A 15,090-nucleotide genomic window follows, 5' to 3' on the forward strand; every position below is an offset into this window, starting at 1 on the left:
GCTGGCGACTGCCCGTCGAACGGCTGTTATCGAAAAGACCTGTATCAAAAATGAATTTCTGTAGAAGGTGCTGCTCATACCTGATAAGTAGCGGAATCAAGCCGCTAAATCGTTCATGCAATTCAGGGAGTGCCAGTTCATGTGTCCAATTTCGACGTCGAGCGCGCACCTTCCTGGCGGATTGATTCTGGTAGTCGAGGACGATCCGTTGATTCTGGAGTTTCTTTGCGAAATTCTTCAGGAGGAAGGTTTCAAGGTCGAGCCGCAGACCAGTGCCGATGCGGCCTCGCAATACCTGGAAGAGCACGCGCCGGAAGTGGCGCTGCTGCTGACCGACATCACCATGCCCGGCACCCTTAATGGCGCGGACCTGGCCAATCTGGTCGGCGATCGCTGGCCGGACAAACCGGTGATGGTCATGTCCGGTTATGAAACGCCGGAAACCTCAGGGGTGAAACATCCGGTGGCGTTCATCAAGAAGCCTTGGGCAATCGGCCAGTTGCTCGATTGCGTGGACAGTGCGTTCAAATCCAGGGCGCCGCGTCTGCACTGAAGTGCCTTGCAAGTGCTACATTGCCGGGCATCGTTGCCCGGCCCCTTGCGAGGAAGTGATCTTTTGTCAGCTCACGAGACTATTTTCAACCGCGCGTTCGGCGCGTTCCTGTTCGACATGGACGGCACCGTCCTCAACTCCATCGCCGCCGCCGAGCGGATCTGGTCCGCCTGGGCCGTGCGCCACGGGGTGAACGTCGAAACGTTCCTGCCGACCATCCATGGCGTGCGCGCCATCGACACCATCACGCGTTTGAACCTGCCGGGCGTGGACGCCGAGGCGCAAGCGGCGTTCATCACCACGGCGGAAATCGAAGACGTCGAAGGCATTGTCGAGATCCCCGGCGCGGCGGCATTTCTCAAATCATTGCCGGCGGATCGCTGGGCCATGGTGACTTCGGCGCCACGGAATCTGGCATTGCGGCGGATGGCGGCGGCGGGGATTCCTGAACCGGCGGTGATGATCACCGCTGAAGACGTGAGCGCCGGCAAACCGGATCCGGCGGGTTATCGACTGGCGGCCAAACGCCTGGGCCTGGAGCCGGCGGACTGCCTGATTTTCGAAGACGCCGCCGTCGGCATTCAGGCCGCTGAAGCCGCCGGCGCGCCGTTGATGATCATCACCACGACTCACCAGCATCCGCTTGAAACCGCACACGCGACCATCGCCAGTTACCGCGACATTGCGCTGAGCATCGACAGCGACGGCCAGCTGCGCCTGCAACCTCAATAAACCCAGGGCACCAGTCGCCAGCTGCGCGCGCAATAAGCGTCGTATTCGGCGCCGAACTGCGCACGCAGCAGGGCCTCTTCGGCGTGGATGCGGGCGATCAGCGGGATCAGCGTCAGCGCCGCCAGCAACAGGCCGACCACCGAACGAAACGCCAGCGCCCAGCCGATCGCATTGATCACCAGCCCCAGATAACTGGGGTTACGCAAATGTCGATAGATCCCTTCGGTAACCAATCGGTGCCCCGGCTGAATCGCCACCAACCCGCTGAACCGATGGCCCAGCACAAACACCGGCCATAAACGCAATCCGCCGCCGACGATAAACAACAGCGCTCCCAGCCAACGGGTGCCTTCGCGGCCGATGGTCCAAAAGCCGATGCGGTCGCAATAAGCCGGCAGAAAGGCACTGACCAATCCGATTACGGCGAACGCCGGAATCACCCAGCGATTGGCCCGGTCCTCGCGCTCGCCGGTGCTCAGATTCACTTCCGTGAACAGCGACGCCACCACCATGGCCAGCGTGGCCAGGGCCACCACGACCAATGCGCCGTGAGAAAAAAACACCGCCACGCCACCGATGCCCCACATCGCCAGGCCCAGATAGGCGAGGGTGGCGAGCACGGCGACCACGGTCATTTGCGCAGACATTTTCATAGGCACCTCACGGGCTGTTCCGTTCAGTGTAGATCCCGGCACGATCCCCGGCGTTTAGCCGCTGGCAGGGGCGGATGGAGGATCAACGGCGTGCGCGGTTTCGCTGGCGGTGGCGTACCTTGATCATTCGGCGCTGGCGGGGGCGCATGATGTGGTGGTCATTGTTTGTGGCGGGGTGAGTATCAGTGCGCAGCTGTTGGCGGGGTGGGCGCGGTAGGGGGCTTGAATGCTCAGGAGTTCCGCGTAGACCGCTTGCCCTCACCCCAGCCCTCCCGAAACGTCGGACCGCCCGGAGGGAGAGGGGGCCGACCGAGGTGACTTGAGGGATACATCGACCTGAGATACCGAGTCGATTATGGATTCCAGGCATCGACATGAGATACCGAATCGATTATGGATTCACCGCAGACTTTTCAGGTCGATGTATTCCGACAATATCCCCGGATCGGCTCCCTCTCCCTCCGGGAGAGGGCTGGGGTGAGGGCGCTTTTCGGATCAGGTTCGCGATCTCAAACTCTCCGCAATCCGCTCAATCTGCTCCAACACCTCACCCATCTGCTGAATCACCTCCAGGTTACTGAACCGCACCACCTCAATCCCCAGCCGCTGAAGATAAACCGTACGCCGCCGGTCATGAATTTCTCCCGCCTCCTCAAAGTGCTGCCCCCCATCCAGCTCTACCGCCAGCTTCAATTCCACACAGTAGAAATCCAGCACGAATGGCGGAACCGGCACCTGCCGCCGAAATTTCAGCCCCGCCACCTGCCGTGCTCGCAGCTTCTGCCAGAGCAGTTGCTCACAATCGGTCTGGCTGGCGCGTAAGCGGCGGGCGAATCGGCGCTGGTCGAGGGTAGGGCGATTTTGCATGCTTCACGTCCTTGTGAAGTGGAATGGAAAATTCACTGTAGACCAGACCAACTCTCAGTGCCGGATCAACCTGGTTATGGATTCACACCAGATTTTTCAGGTCGTTGTATCACGTCAATATCCCTCGATAGGGCCCCTCTCCCTACGGGCGGTCCGACGTTTCGAGAGGGCCAGGGTGAGGGCCTGCGGATTTTCAGGCGCCGGAGATATCGGACCCGGTCAACACTTTACGAAACGTCTCCACCAACGGCCGTAAATTGACTCGGTGCCAAGCCGCCCACAACGGCGTGGTAAACGCCAGCCACGGCACTTCCCGCAGCACCACGCCCGGCGGTGCGTTGTGGCTCAGGCCTTTCTGGATCATCGCGATCCCCAGGCCCGAGGCGACCAGCCCCAGCGCGGTAAACGGCTCGGTGGCCTGCATCCGCACATCCGGGGTGAAGCCTGCACGGATGCAGGCGCTGACGAACTCATCGTCCGACCCTTGGCGTGGCTGCACGCCGATCCATTCCTGATCGGCCAGATCCGCCGGGGTCAGCGACGCCAGTTGGTTCAGCGGGTGTCCTTCGGGCAGCGCCAGCAGCATCGGGTCGTCCAGCACCTGAAAGCCCAGCAGGTCGGGATCGTCGATCGTCGGCGGTTCACTGACCAGCGCGATATCGAGGCTACGCTGACGCAGGCCTTCCAGTTGTTCGGCGGAACTCAGGTTGTACAGCGCGACATGCACGTTGGGCCGGTCGACCCGCAGCACGCGCAAGGCATTGGGCAACACCCCGGCGTGCATGGCGTTTTCGATGTAGCCGATGCACAAGCCGCCTTCTTCGCCACGGCCCAGGCGTTTGCCGAGGGATTCCAGGCGATTGGCGTGGGTCAGCAGGGCGCGGGTTTCGGCGAGAAAGGTCTGGCCGTCGCGGGTCAGGCGTATGCGCTGCTGGCTGCGTTCGAACAGGGTCAGGCCCAGGCGTTCTTCGAGCTGGGCGATCTGTCGGCTCAGGGGCGACTGGGAAATGTGCAGGCGCTCGGCGGCGCGGCCGACGTGTTCTTCCTCGGCGACGGCGACGAAGTAGCGCAATTGGCGGATGTCGATCATGTCAGACCTTCGGGGACTCAAGTGCTGCGGATTATGTCTTGGACGGTCTGAGTAGCGCAATCTAGGATCTGCTCAACGGTCAACACCGACCACGAACTACGAGGACAGCATCATGAGCTTGAAAGACAAACTCCCCGGCCAACTCGGCTTTGGCACCGCGCCACTGGGCAACATGTTTCGCGCCATTCCTGAAGAAGAAGCGCAAGCCACCGTGCACGCAGCGTGGGATGCCGGCGTGCGTTACTTCGACACCGCACCGTTCTACGGCTCGGGCCTCTCGGAAATCCGCCTCGGCGAAGCACTGTCCCGCTACAAGCGCGACGACTATGTGCTCAGCACCAAAGTCGGCCGGTTGATTCTCGATGAAGTCGAAGACGCCGCCGCCCGGGATCTGGGCGAGAAAAGTGGGGTGTTCGAACACGGTCGCCCGAACAAGATCGTCAACGACTACAGCGCCGACGCCACCTTGCGTTCGATCGAAGACAGCCTCAAGCGTCTGAAAACCGATCGCCTCGACATCGTCTGGGTCCACGACATCGCTCAGGATTTCTACGGCGATCAATGGCTGGAGTACTTCAATCAGGCCCGTACCGGGGCGTTCAAAGTCCTGACCCGTCTGCGTGAAGAAGGCGTGATCAAGGGTTGGGGCTTGGGCGTGAACAAGGTCGAGCCGTGCGAGTTGACGCTGGACCTGACCGAGGCGCAGCCTGACGGCCTCCTGCTGGCCGGCCGCTATACCTTGCTCGACCACGACCGTGCCTTGCAGCGTTTGATGGATTCGGCGCGGGCGCAGAATGTTGAAATCGTGGTCGGCGGCCCCTACAGCTCGGGGATCCTGGCCGGCGGCGCGCACTTCGAATACCAGAAGGCCAGCCCTGAGATCGTGGCGAAGGTCGAGCAGATCAAACGCATCGCCGCGGCCCATGGCGTGGATGTCAAAGCGGCTGCACTACAATTCTCGCTGGCCAATCCGGCCGTGGCGGCAGTGATTCCCGGCGCGAGCAAACCGGGGCGCATCGCTGAAGATGTGGCGGCGCTGTCGGCGGTCATTCCGGCCGGCTTCTGGCAGGCCATGCGTGAAGCGAAACTGGTGTCCGAACGTGCACCATTACCCATCGACGAGGTGAAAGCATGAAGATCGATCTGAGCGGAAAACTGGCGATTGTCAGCGGCAGCACGGCGGGCATCGGTTTGGGCATCAGCCAGTCGCTGGCCGAGGCGGGCGCCACGGTGGTGGTGATCGGTCGCGACGCGGCCAAGGTCGAACAGGCGCTGGCAAGCATTCGAGACAAAGTGCCGGGGGCGCAACTGCGCGGTCTGACGGCGGATCTGGGCACGGCCGAAGGCGCGCAGAAACTGTTCGCCGCTGAACCGAAAGCCGACATCCTGGTGAACAACCTCGGCATCTACAACGCCGTGGATTTCTTCGATGCGCCGGACGATGAGTGGACGCGCTTCTACGAAATCAACGTGATCTCCGGCGTTCGCCTGTCGCGGCATTACGTGCCGGCGATGGTCGAGCAGGGCTGGGGCCGGGTGATCTTCCTGTCTTCGGAATCCGGCGTGGCCACTCCGGCCGACATGATCAACTACGGCGTGACCAAAAGCGCCAATCTCGCGGTGTCCCATGGTCTGGCCAAACGTCTGGCTGGCACCGGGGTTACGGTCAACGCGATTTTGCCCGGTCCGACCTTCACCGACGGTGTCGAGGAGATGCTCAAGGATGCCGCCGCCGAATCTGGCCGCAGCCTGCGGGACGAGGCTGACGCCTTTGTGCGCCGGGCCCGTCCGAGCTCGATCATCCAGCGCGTGGCGGATGTCGAAGAGGTCGCGCACCTGGTCACCTACATCGCTTCACCGCTGTCTTCAGCTACCACTGGCGCCGCGTTGCGGGTCGACGGTGGCGTGGTCGACAGCCTGACTATCTGAATTTATCGAGAGAGACTTTTTATCTATGGCAACAGCATCAGCAACGATCGACATCCCGGCTTCGGCCGATCAGGTCTGGCAATTGATTGGCGGCTTCAACACCCTGCCGGACTGGCTGCCGTTCATTCCCAACAGCGAACTGAGTGAAGGCGGGCGTGTGCGCACCTTGCAAACCGCTGACGGTGGCGTGGTGGTCGAGCGTCTGGAGACGTTCGATAACGCGGGCAAAACCTACAGTTATTCGATTCTGCAGGCACCGTTTCCGGCCACCGATTATCTGGCGACGATTCGTGTTGAAGCCCAGGGGCAGGGCGCGAAGGTGACGTGGTCGGGACGCTTCACGGCCAAGGGCGTGAGCGAGGAGGAAGTGGTGGCGTTGTTCAGCGGGATCTATCAGGGCGGCCTCGAAGCACTGCGCGCGAACTATCCCGCCTGAGTTTCTGCAAGAACCCCTTGTGGGAGCTAGCCTGCTAGCGATAACGGTCGATCATTCATATTCATTGACTGACACACCGCCATCGCCAGCAGGCTGGCTCCCACATGGGCAATACATGAAGTTCAGGATTGTGAAATCAAGCTCTGCCGACAATCCAGCACCAGCTTCGCCCCGCCCAGATCACTGCGTCCCACCTCAAGACTGAACCCATGCAGGTTGACGATCGCCGCGACAATCGACAGCCCCAGGCCAAAGCCATTCTGCAACTGCCCGCCCTCGGCGCGGTAGAACCGCTGGAACACCGCCTCCCGTTCGGTCTCGGGAATACCGGGGCCGGAGTCATGCACCTCGATCCGCGTATGCCCCGCATCATTGACCCCGCGCAACACCACCGTGCCACCGGCCGGGGTGAACTTGATCGAATTGCTCAACAGGTTCGCCAGCGCTTCAAACAGCAACGCTCGATCACCGTTCAGCATCGGCAGGGTTTCCGGCATGTTCAGCTCGAAGCGCAACTCGTCGTCTTCGGCCAGCGGCAAATAGAACTCGTGCAGTTCCTGCAGCAACAACACCGGATCGAGTTCGACAAACCCCGAGCGCCGCTGACGATCCTCCAGTTCGGAAATCCTCAATAAACCGCGAAACCGCGCCATCAGCGTATCGGCCTCGGCCAGCACCAGATCCAGTTGCGCCGCTGCCGGCGAGCCTTCGCCGGCCTGTTGTTGCATGCGATACAACTGCGCACGCAAACGGGTCAGCGGGGTGCGCAGGTCATGGGCGATGTTGTCGCACACGCCTTTGACTTCGTTCATCAAGCGCTCGATGCGATCGAGCATGGCGTTGACGATGGCGGCGAGCATGTCCAGTTCATCGCGGCGATTGGACAGCGGCAAGCGATGAGTCAGGTCGCCGGCGACGATCGACTGGGCACTGTCCTGGATCGCCCGGATCCGTCGCAACGGCCGCCGACGCAGCAGATGCCAGCCGATGATCCCCGGCACAATCGTCAGCGACACGCCCCAGAGCAACGCATGCAGAATGATCCTGGTCACCGCGAACAGCGAACCGTTGTCGCGCAGCAGCACCAGCCAGCGGCCGTCGCGGGTCGGGGTGGCGACTGCGTCGCAGCTGTCGGCGGGCAGGGTCGGGTCGTCGGAGTCGGCGCATTCGCTGAGCATGTGGATCTTGCCGTCCAGCGGCAGGCCCTCGGGGATCCTCTGCAACGCGCCGCCGAGATAGCGATGCTGGGCGTCGAACAGACCGTAGGCGTCGATGCCGCGAATGTCGAAGGTCATGCTGGCGGCGAGTGCGTCTTCCAGCTGATCGCCGCGAAAGTGCGAAAACAGATGCTGACGTTGCATCAGCGAATGCTTGGCCAGGTTGTCGAGGTAACCGGAGACCTCGAAGTACATGACCCCCATCAGGATCGCGCTCCAGGCCACGAACAACGAACTGTACAGCGCCAGCAAGCGACTGCTGGAAGAACGCCAACCGTCAGACGGGTTCGGCAATGACATAACCCGAGCCTCGCACCGTACGGATCAGCGGGACATTGCCCGGCGGGTCGATCTTCTTGCGCAGGCGGCCGATGTGCACGTCGATCAGGTTGGTGCCAGGGTCGAAGTGATAGCCCCAGACCTCCTCGAAAATCATCATCCGCGACAGGATCTGGCCGCTGTTGCGCATCAGGAATTCCAGCAGCTTGTACTCGGTCGGCAACAGCGTCAGCACCTGCTCGGCGCGGCGGGCTTCGTGGCTGATCAGGTCGAGTTGCAGATCCGCCACCTGCAACGTGGTCGGTTGTGCGCCGTTGCTGTTCTGGCGACGCAGCAATACTTCGACCCGGGCGGCCATTTCATCGGTGGCGAACGGTTTGGTGAGGTAGTCATCGCCGCCGGCGCGCAAGCCACGCACGCGCTCGTCGACGTCGGAGAGGGCGCTGATCATCAGGATCGGCGTCGCCACGCCCATGGTCCGCAGCGTGGTGACGATGGCCAGGCCATCAAGCTCCGGCAGCATGCGGTCAAGGGTGATCAGGTCGTAGTTGCCGCTGACGGCGCGGTCCAGGCCTTCACGGCCATTGTCGACCCAGTCCACGTCGAGGCCGTGGCTGCTCAGTTCGGCGACAATTTCCCGGGCGGTCACGGCGTCGTCTTCGATGGTGAGGATGCGAGTCATGGTGGGCCTGCTGGTCTGTTCAAACGCAATGGCAGCATTTTGCCAAGATTTTACGCGGGCGCTTTAAATTAACTTTCATGTTGTAGCGGATACAAACGCCACGGCCGGGCTTTTGTGCCAATGCATAAAACCCGCTGTTATCGACCCGTTGTTGCAATTTGCATGGTCTTAGGAAGTTCAGACTTTTTAAGCTATTGAATTAAAACGATTTATTTAATGTGGGCGACTGGCACGGTCACTGCAATTCCTCTGTTGACGAGTTGTAACACCATTTTTCATGCCTGGAGCACTACAACAATGAATAGATCCTCTGATGGGTTTTATCCTGCCTACGAAGGAGAGTCGAGCAACGTCTCGGGCGTGTCCTGGGGCGCGATCTTCGCAGGGGCTGCCGCTGCGGCGGCACTGTCGCTGATTCTGGTGCTGTTGGGGTTCGGTCTGGGCTTTTCCGCCGTTTCTCCGTGGGCCGGGGAGGGCGTCAGCGCCAAAGGCCTGGGCATTTCCACCATCATCTGGCTGGCCGCCACGCAAATCATTGCCTCGGGGCTCGGTGGCTATATCGCCGGTCGCCTGCGGGTGAAGTGGGCCAACATGCACGGTGACGAGGTGTATTTCCGCGACACCGCTCATGGCTTCCTCGCCTGGTGCGTGGCCACGCTGGTCACCGCGACGCTGGTGGTCGGTTCGGTCAGCAGCATCGTCAGCGGCGGCGTGCAGGCCGGTGCAAGTGTTGCCGGTGGCGCAGCCAGTGCGATGACCCAAGCAGCCGGCACCGCAGCGGCCAACACTGACGGCGATCAGTACGGCTACTTCGTCGACAGCCTGTTCCGCGACGATCGTCCCGCCGCCGTCAGCGATGACGCGGCCCGTGGCACCGTGACCCGGATCTTCGCCCAGAGCCTGGCCAACGGTCAGCTCAGCGCCGAAGATCGTACCTACCTCGCCCAACTGGTCGCTCAGCGTACCAACCTGACCCAGGCTGACGCCGAACGTCGGGTCGATGAAATCTACGCCCGCACCCAGAAGGCAATCGCCGACGCCAAGGTGAAAGCGCAGCAAGCCGCCGACACCGCCGCCAAAGTCGCCGCCTGGACTTCGCTGTGGATGTTCATTGCGCTGCTGGCCGGTGCGTTCTTCGCCAGCCTCTCGGCCACCTTCGGCGGTCGCCGCCGGGATGCGGTCGAGTACGTCGAAGTCGAAACCTACACCACGACCACGCTGCCGCCAGTCCGTTAATCAAGGAGACTCACCATGCGCTCACTACTGCTGTTTTTCCTCGGCGTACCGATCCCGATCATCATCCTGATCGCCCTGTTCGTGCACTGATTCCTTGAGGCACATGCCTTGGCCGCTTCCACCTTCGGGTTGAAGCGGCTTTTTGCTTTCTGCGCGGGGCCGAAGGCGCAGAACCGACCAGTCATTTCCATGGCCTGGATCAATATTCGTCGGCGCAATATCCCCTACCGTGAAATTTCCAGGCCCTTGCCGCTGGATCGACTACATTGCTTGCGCGCACTTTGCTGCGCGAGCAAAACCCGCCTGCCGGCCCGATAGAGAGCGATAACCCCCACGAGCCGGCGAGGTGTAGTGCAGCAAGGAGCTGTTTCAACCTCACCTGAACTTTTCACGGATGATCATTGCAATGCACTGCCTAGAAAGAACCTTCGATATCCAGCCTTTGACGCAGGCGGATATGACTGTCCACATCAACGGCCAGCCGGTCAGCGCCGCTATCGGCGAAACCGTGCTCAGCGTCATTCAGTCCCTCGGCGTGCGCCAGGTCGCGCGCAACGATCACAACCAGATCAGCGGTGCCTATTGCGGCATGGGCGTGTGCCAGTGCTGCCTGGTGAAAATCAACGGTCGGCACAAGCGCCGCGCCTGCCAGACTGTGGTGCGCGACGGCATGCTGATCGAGACCCAGGTCAACCGCATTCACGGGCAGGAGGTGGTATGAGCCTGAATCCGGTAATCGTCGGCGGTGGTCCGGCGGGCATGGCGGCGGCCATCGAACTGGCCCGGCACGGGGTGCGCTGCACCTTGCTCGAAGAGGCTTCGCGCCTCGGTGGCGTGGTCTATCGCGGGCCGCTGCGTGATGGTGTGCAGCTGGATTACCTGGGGCCGCGCTATGCCGAGGCGCTGGGCAAACTGCACGGCGATTTCCAGGAGCAGTCCGGGCTGATCGACGTGCGCCTCAACCATCGCGTGGTCGGCGCCGAAGGCACGCGCTCGCTGGTGGTGCTGGACGGCGACGAGCGTCTGCACGAAATCGCCTACCCACAGTTGCTGCTGGCCGCCGGTTGCCACGAGCGCAGCGTGCCGTTTCCTGGCTGGACGCTGCCTGGCGTAATCATGCTCGGCGGCCTGCAATTGCAGATCAAAAGCGGCGTGGTCAAACCGCAGGGTCCGGTGGTGATCGCCGGCACCGGGCCGTTGTTGCCGTTGGTGGCGACCCAGTTGCACGCGTCGGGCGTGAGTGTGGCAGGGGTCTACGAGGCCTGCGCGTTCGGCAAGATCGCCAAGGAAAGTCTGGCGCTGCTCAACAAGCCGCAGCTGTTCCTCGATGGCTTGAGCATGCTCGCCTATCTGAAACTGCACGGCATCCCGATGCACTACGGCTGGGGCGTGGTCAAAGCGCATGGCGAAGGCGAACTGAAAAGCGTCAGCGTGGCGCCATATTCGGCGACGTGGGAGCCGGACATGAGCCGCGTTGAGCGCTTCGAAGCGAAGACGCTGGCGGTCGGTTACGGCTTCATTCCGCGTACGCAACTGAGTCAGCAAATGGGCCTGGATCACGGCTTCAGCGACGACGGTTACCTGCGCGCCAATGCCAACATCTGGCAACAAAGCAGCGAGCCCCACGTGCACCTGGCCGGTGACATGGGCGGGATTCGCGGCGGCGAAGCGGCGATGCTCGCCGGCAAGATCGCTGCCACTTCGATCCTGCTGCAACGCGGCGTGCTGGAAGAAGAGCTGGCGCGCGTCCGTCGCGATCGCTACTTGGGCAAACTCAAAGCCATCGTGCGTTTCCGCGCAGCGGTGGATCGCTACACCGAACGCGGCGTCGGGCAGACCGCCTTGCCGGCGGCCGACACGGTGATCTGCCGTTGCGAACACGCGACCCGCGCCGACATCGACCGCGCGCTGGAGCAGGGCGTGCAAGACATCGCCAGCCTGAAAATGCGCACTCGCGTGAGCATGGGCGACTGCCAGGGGCGGATGTGCGTCGGCTATTGCAGCGACCGTTTGCGGCAGGCCACCGGGCGCCAGGATGTCGGCTGGCTGCGGCCGCGTTTCCCGATCGATCCGATTCCTTTTTCCGCGTTCCAGTCCCTCGGCACGGAGGCCGTTTCCCATGAGTAAGTTCTATGACGTGGTCATTGCCGGCGGCGGTGTGATCGGCGCGTCCATCGCCTATCAATTGTCCAAGCGCAAAGGCCTGAAGGTTGCACTGATCGACGCTAAGCGCCCCGGCAACGCGACCCGCGCTTCGGCCGGTGGTTTGTGGGCCATCGGCGAGTCGGTGGGGCTGGGCTGCGGGGTGATTTTCTTCCGCATGATGTCGGCCAACCGCAAGCGCGAAACCCAGGGCGCGGCGGTGGCGGTGGACGCCAGCACGCCGCACATTCTGCCGCCGTCATTTTTCGATTTCGCCTTGCAGTCCAATGCGTTGTACCCGGCGTTGCACCGCGAGCTGCGCGACAACCACGGGATGGATTTCAAGTTCGAAAGGACCGGGCTCAAGTTCGTGATCTATGACGATGAAGACCGGTTGTACGCCGAGCATATCGTCGGCTGCATTCCGCATCTGGCCGATCAGGTGCGCTGGCTGGATCAGGCGGCATTGCGCGAGTCCGAGCCGAGCGTCAGCCATGAAGCGCGCGGGGCGCTGGAGTTTCTCTGCGACCATCAGGTCAGCCCGTTCCGCCTGGCCGACGCCTACACCGAAGGCGCCCGGCAGAATGGCGTGGACATGTTCGTCAACACCAACGTCACTGGCGTGTTGCATCACGGCACGCGGGTGACCGGGGTGCAGACGGCTGAAGCCGGGGTGTTTCACTGCAAGACCCTGATCAACGCAGCGGGCGCGTGGGCAGCGGACTTGAGCGAGTGGGCCACAGGCATCCGGATTCCGGTGAAACCGGTGAAAGGCCAGATCCTGCTGACCGAGCGCCTGCCGAAAATCCTCAACGGTTGCCTGACCACCAGCGATTGCTACATGGCGCAGAAGGACAACGGCGAAATCCTGATCGGCAGCACCACCGAGGACAAGGGCTTCGACGTCACCACCACCTGGCCGGAAATCGCCGGGCTGGTACAGGGCGCCGTGCGTTGCTTGCCGGAATTGGCGGACATCAACCTCAAGCGTACCTGGGCCGGATTGCGGCCGGGTTCGCCGGACGAATTGCCGATTCTCGGGCCGATGGCCGGGGTGGAGGGGTATCTCAACGCCTGCGGGCATTTCCGCACCGGGGTGCTGACGTCGGCGATCACCGGGGTGTTGCTGGACAAACTGGTCAACGATGAACCGCTGCCGCTGGACATCACGCCGTTTCTGGCGGATCGGTTTGCGGTGGCGCCCGTGCAGGAAGAGCGGGCGCTGGAGATGGCCTGAACTTGTGGGAGCCAGCCTGCTGGCGATGAGGCCGGTTCAGCCACCCTTGATGGTGGCCGAGCTGTCGCAATCGCCAGCAGGCTGGCTCCCACATTTGGAACTCTGCAACCTTCAGGACTGGCCCGATTGTTCTTCCAGTTGATCCGACTCGAACAACCGGGCCAGTTCCGCCCGCGCTTCCTGGGCGGTCTGCAGGACTTTGGCCGCGTCGTCGTACACCGCGTGTTGCGCCTCGAGCACCTGTTCGTCATGGTGCTTGAAGCGCTTGATCCGCGCATCGGCCTGGGCCTGGGTCAAGCCGAGGCCAACCAGGGTGCGACGGCTCATTTCCAGGCTTGAGTAGTAGGTCTCCCGGATCGGATCGGCCCCCACATCCACCAACCGATGCACATGCTGCCGGTTACGCGCGCGGGCGATGATCTTCATGTGCGGGTAGAGCTTGCGCACGATCTCGGCGGTCTTGATGTTGGTTTCCGGATCGTCCGTGGCAATCACGAAATACTCCGCTTCCCCGGCCTTGGCCGCACTAAGGATTTCCGGACGCATCGGGTCACCGTAGAACACCGGCACGCCACCAAAACTGCGCGACAGTTCGATAGTCTCCACCGAGGTATCCAGCGCCACGAACTTGATGTTCTGCGCCCGCAGAATCCGCGCCACGATCTGACCCATCCGGCCCATACCGGCGATCACCACTCGTGGGGTTTCGGTTTCGATCTGGCGGAATTTCTCGGGGACTTCCACCGGTTGCACCTTCGGGCTGACCAGCCGTGCGCAAATCAACAGCAACAACGGCGTGACCGCCATCGACAGGGTGATGGTCAGCACCAGCAGATCGTACAGACGCGGTTCGAACAGCCCCTGATCGCGACCGATCTTGAACACCACAAACGCAAATTCACCGCCCGCCGCCAGCACGATGCCGAGGCGAATCGCGCTGACCTTGTTCAACCCGCCGGCCAGACGCCCGACCACAAACAACAGCGGCAACTTCAGGGCGATCAGCAGCAGCGTCAGCCCCAGCACCGCGATCGGCGCGCTGAGCAGCAGACTGAGGTTGGCGCCCATGCCGACGCTGATGAAAAACAACCCCAGCAGCAGGCCCTTGAACGGCTCGATCTGCGCTTCCAGCTCATGGCGATATTCCGAATCCGCCAGCAGCAGGCCCGCAAGAAACGCGCCCAACGCCATTGACACACCGACCATGTCCATCAGCCACGCCGTGCCGATCACCACCAGCAACGCGGTGGCGGTGGAGACTTCCGGCAGACCGGTTTTCGCTACGATGCGGAACACTGGCCGCAACAGGTAACGTCCACCGATCACCACCACCGCGATGCCGCCGAGCACCTGCAAACTGTGGCGCACGTCGTCGGCGGTGCTGGTGTGGTGATCGACCCCCGCGAGCATCGGCACCAGGGCGATCAGCGGGATCGCGGCGATGTCCTGGAACAGCAGAATCGCAAACGCCAGACGACCGTGGGGGCTGGTCAGTTCCTTTCGCTCGGCGAGGCTTTGCAAGCCGAACGCGGTGGACGACAGCGCCAGACCGAGGCCCAAGACAATCGCGCTGTTCAGCGGCTGGCCGAACACCGACAACGCCAGCACCCCGATCACCGAACCGGTCAGCAGCACCTGCGCCAGACCCACGCCGAACACCGATTTGCGCATCACCCACAAACGTCGCGGCGACAGCTCAAGACCGATGATGAACAGCAACAACACCACGCCCAGTTCCGAAATGTGGCTGACACTTTGCGGATTACCGATCAGGCCCAGCACCGACGGGCCGATGATCACCCCGGCAAACAGATAACCGAGCACCGCGCCCAGTTGCAGGCGCTTGGCCAGGGGAACGGTAAGCACGGCGGCGAAGAGAAAGACGACGGCGGCTTGTAACAGATTGCCTTCATGGGGCATGAGCGGAACTCCAGTAACACGGTACGGCGGGGGGGCGACAAGGATAAAGGTTGCAACGATTCAAGATCCACCGCAGATCCTGATGTGGGAGCGGGCTTGCTCGCGAAGGCGGTGTGT

At 62.3% G+C, this 15,090-nt stretch carries 15 protein-coding genes and 1 pseudogene; 10 read left to right on the top strand and 6 right to left on the bottom strand.

The window, feature by feature from the left end; genetic code table 11:
- Positions 1 to 139: 139 nt before the first annotated feature.
- Positions 140 to 553 carry a response regulator gene (locus tag CAF76_RS21280; protein ID WP_039767308.1) on the top strand — a complete coding sequence of 138 codons (414 nt, stop codon included), beginning with the start codon at positions 140 to 142 and terminating at the stop codon, positions 551 to 553.
- A gap of 63 nt (positions 554 to 616) precedes the next feature.
- Positions 617 to 1,285 carry an HAD family hydrolase gene (locus tag CAF76_RS21285; protein ID WP_085648310.1) on the top strand — a complete coding sequence of 223 codons (669 nt, stop codon included), beginning with the start codon at positions 617 to 619 and terminating at the stop codon, positions 1,283 to 1,285.
- Here CAF76_RS21285 and CAF76_RS21290 read toward each other — a convergent pair.
- Positions 1,279 to 1,938, bottom strand: coding sequence for an isoprenylcysteine carboxylmethyltransferase family protein (locus CAF76_RS21290; protein ID WP_064597628.1), 660 nt, complete (start codon positions 1,936 to 1,938; stop codon positions 1,279 to 1,281). The two genes, CAF76_RS21285 and CAF76_RS21290, sit on opposite strands and share 7 nt — an antisense overlap.
- Before the next feature lie 88 nt (positions 1,939 to 2,026).
- Here CAF76_RS21290 and CAF76_RS28880 point away from each other — a divergent pair.
- A pseudogene (locus tag CAF76_RS28880) lies at positions 2,027 to 2,155 on the top strand (pyridoxal-5'-phosphate-dependent protein subunit beta); the annotation flags it as partial.
- Positions 2,156 to 2,433: 278 nt separating this feature from the next.
- Here the strand turns inward: CAF76_RS28880 and CAF76_RS21295 are convergent.
- Both CAF76_RS21295 and CAF76_RS21300 read right to left on the bottom strand, forming a co-directional pair.
- Positions 2,434 to 2,805 (bottom strand): endonuclease domain-containing protein, encoded by a 372-nt coding sequence (locus CAF76_RS21295; protein ID WP_085648311.1) that lies wholly within the window; start codon positions 2,803 to 2,805, stop codon positions 2,434 to 2,436.
- Between the two features lie 193 nt (positions 2,806 to 2,998).
- A complete protein-coding gene (locus tag CAF76_RS21300) occupies positions 2,999 to 3,895 on the bottom strand; it encodes a LysR substrate-binding domain-containing protein (RefSeq protein ID WP_085648312.1) in 897 nt (298 codons plus the stop codon).
- 112 nt (positions 3,896 to 4,007) lie between these two features.
- Between CAF76_RS21300 and CAF76_RS21305 the strand changes: the two genes are divergently transcribed.
- Genes CAF76_RS21305 through CAF76_RS21315 form a run of 3 tightly spaced genes read left to right on the top strand, consistent with a single transcriptional unit; the run spans position 4,008 to position 6,260 of the window.
- Complete coding sequence (locus tag CAF76_RS21305) at positions 4,008 to 5,030, top strand: aldo/keto reductase (protein WP_085648313.1); 1,023 nt, start codon at positions 4,008 to 4,010, stop codon at positions 5,028 to 5,030.
- Positions 5,027 to 5,824, top strand: coding sequence for an SDR family NAD(P)-dependent oxidoreductase (locus CAF76_RS21310; protein WP_007952959.1), 798 nt, complete (start codon positions 5,027 to 5,029; stop codon positions 5,822 to 5,824). Before CAF76_RS21305 ends, CAF76_RS21310 begins: the two co-directional genes overlap by 4 nt.
- A gap of 25 nt (positions 5,825 to 5,849) precedes the next feature.
- Positions 5,850 to 6,260, top strand: a complete 411-nt coding sequence (locus CAF76_RS21315; RefSeq protein WP_085648314.1) for an SRPBCC family protein — start codon at positions 5,850 to 5,852, stop codon at positions 6,258 to 6,260.
- A gap of 122 nt (positions 6,261 to 6,382) precedes the next feature.
- Here CAF76_RS21315 and CAF76_RS21320 read toward each other — a convergent pair whose 3' ends face one another.
- Together CAF76_RS21320 and CAF76_RS21325 are read right to left on the bottom strand one after the other, a co-directional pair.
- On the bottom strand, positions 6,383 to 7,777 hold the full coding sequence (locus CAF76_RS21320; protein WP_085648315.1) for a HAMP domain-containing sensor histidine kinase: 1,395 nt from the start codon (positions 7,775 to 7,777) through the stop codon (positions 6,383 to 6,385).
- The gene (locus tag CAF76_RS21325) at positions 7,755 to 8,438 is read right to left on the bottom strand and encodes a response regulator transcription factor (protein WP_007952956.1); all 684 of its coding nucleotides are present in this window, start codon (positions 8,436 to 8,438) and stop codon (positions 7,755 to 7,757) included. The genes CAF76_RS21320 and CAF76_RS21325 overlap by 23 nt, the downstream gene beginning before the upstream one ends.
- A 297-nt stretch (positions 8,439 to 8,735) precedes the next feature.
- Between CAF76_RS21325 and CAF76_RS21330 the strand changes: the two genes are divergently transcribed.
- From CAF76_RS21330 to hcnC, 4 genes are all read left to right on the top strand, one after another.
- Complete coding sequence (locus tag CAF76_RS21330; protein ID WP_064597616.1) at positions 8,736 to 9,674, top strand: hypothetical protein; 939 nt, start codon at positions 8,736 to 8,738, stop codon at positions 9,672 to 9,674.
- 406 nt (positions 9,675 to 10,080) lie between these two features.
- Positions 10,081 to 10,395 carry a cyanide-forming glycine dehydrogenase subunit HcnA gene (gene hcnA, locus CAF76_RS21340; protein WP_039767680.1) on the top strand — a complete coding sequence of 105 codons (315 nt, stop codon included), beginning with the start codon at positions 10,081 to 10,083 and terminating at the stop codon, positions 10,393 to 10,395.
- Complete coding sequence (hcnB, locus tag CAF76_RS21345; protein ID WP_085648316.1) at positions 10,392 to 11,801, top strand: cyanide-forming glycine dehydrogenase subunit HcnB; 1,410 nt, start codon at positions 10,392 to 10,394, stop codon at positions 11,799 to 11,801. Before hcnA ends, hcnB begins: the two co-directional genes overlap by 4 nt.
- Positions 11,794 to 13,053, top strand: a complete 1,260-nt coding sequence (gene hcnC / locus CAF76_RS21350; RefSeq protein WP_085648317.1) for a cyanide-forming glycine dehydrogenase subunit HcnC — start codon at positions 11,794 to 11,796, stop codon at positions 13,051 to 13,053. Before hcnB ends, hcnC begins: the two co-directional genes overlap by 8 nt.
- A 111-nt stretch (positions 13,054 to 13,164) precedes the next feature.
- Here hcnC and CAF76_RS21355 read toward each other — a convergent pair whose 3' ends face one another.
- On the bottom strand, positions 13,165 to 14,973 hold the full coding sequence (locus tag CAF76_RS21355) for a monovalent cation:proton antiporter-2 (CPA2) family protein (protein WP_085648318.1): 1,809 nt from the start codon (positions 14,971 to 14,973) through the stop codon (positions 13,165 to 13,167).
- Between the last annotated feature and the right edge of the window lie 117 nt (positions 14,974 to 15,090).

It is taken from the genome of Pseudomonas sp. B40(2017) (genome assembly GCF_002112855.1).
Lineage (GTDB): Bacteria > Pseudomonadota > Gammaproteobacteria > Pseudomonadales > Pseudomonadaceae > Aquipseudomonas > Aquipseudomonas pharyngis.

Coding starts and splice junctions, on each gene's coding strand:
- CAF76_RS21280 (WP_039767308.1), top strand. CDS start 140: ATGTGTCCAATTTCGACGTCGAGCGCGCACCTTCCTGGCGGATTGATT.
- CAF76_RS21290 (WP_064597628.1), bottom strand. CDS start 1,938: ATGAAAATGTCTGCGCAAATGACCGTGGTCGCCGTGCTCGCCACCCTC.
- CAF76_RS21295 (WP_085648311.1), bottom strand. CDS start 2,805: ATGCAAAATCGCCCTACCCTCGACCAGCGCCGATTCGCCCGCCGCTTA.
- CAF76_RS21300 (WP_085648312.1), bottom strand. CDS start 3,895: ATGATCGACATCCGCCAATTGCGCTACTTCGTCGCCGTCGCCGAGGAA.
- CAF76_RS21305 (WP_085648313.1), top strand. CDS start 4,008: ATGAGCTTGAAAGACAAACTCCCCGGCCAACTCGGCTTTGGCACCGCG.
- CAF76_RS21310 (WP_007952959.1), top strand. CDS start 5,027: ATGAAGATCGATCTGAGCGGAAAACTGGCGATTGTCAGCGGCAGCACG.
- CAF76_RS21315 (WP_085648314.1), top strand. CDS start 5,850: ATGGCAACAGCATCAGCAACGATCGACATCCCGGCTTCGGCCGATCAG.
- CAF76_RS21320 (WP_085648315.1), bottom strand. CDS start 7,777: ATGTCATTGCCGAACCCGTCTGACGGTTGGCGTTCTTCCAGCAGTCGC.
- CAF76_RS21325 (WP_007952956.1), bottom strand. CDS start 8,438: ATGACTCGCATCCTCACCATCGAAGACGACGCCGTGACCGCCCGGGAA.
- CAF76_RS21330 (WP_064597616.1), top strand. CDS start 8,736: ATGAATAGATCCTCTGATGGGTTTTATCCTGCCTACGAAGGAGAGTCG.
- hcnA (WP_039767680.1), top strand. CDS start 10,081: ATGCACTGCCTAGAAAGAACCTTCGATATCCAGCCTTTGACGCAGGCG.
- hcnB (WP_085648316.1), top strand. CDS start 10,392: ATGAGCCTGAATCCGGTAATCGTCGGCGGTGGTCCGGCGGGCATGGCG.
- hcnC (WP_085648317.1), top strand. CDS start 11,794: ATGAGTAAGTTCTATGACGTGGTCATTGCCGGCGGCGGTGTGATCGGC.
- CAF76_RS21355 (WP_085648318.1), bottom strand. CDS start 14,973: ATGCCCCATGAAGGCAATCTGTTACAAGCCGCCGTCGTCTTTCTCTTC.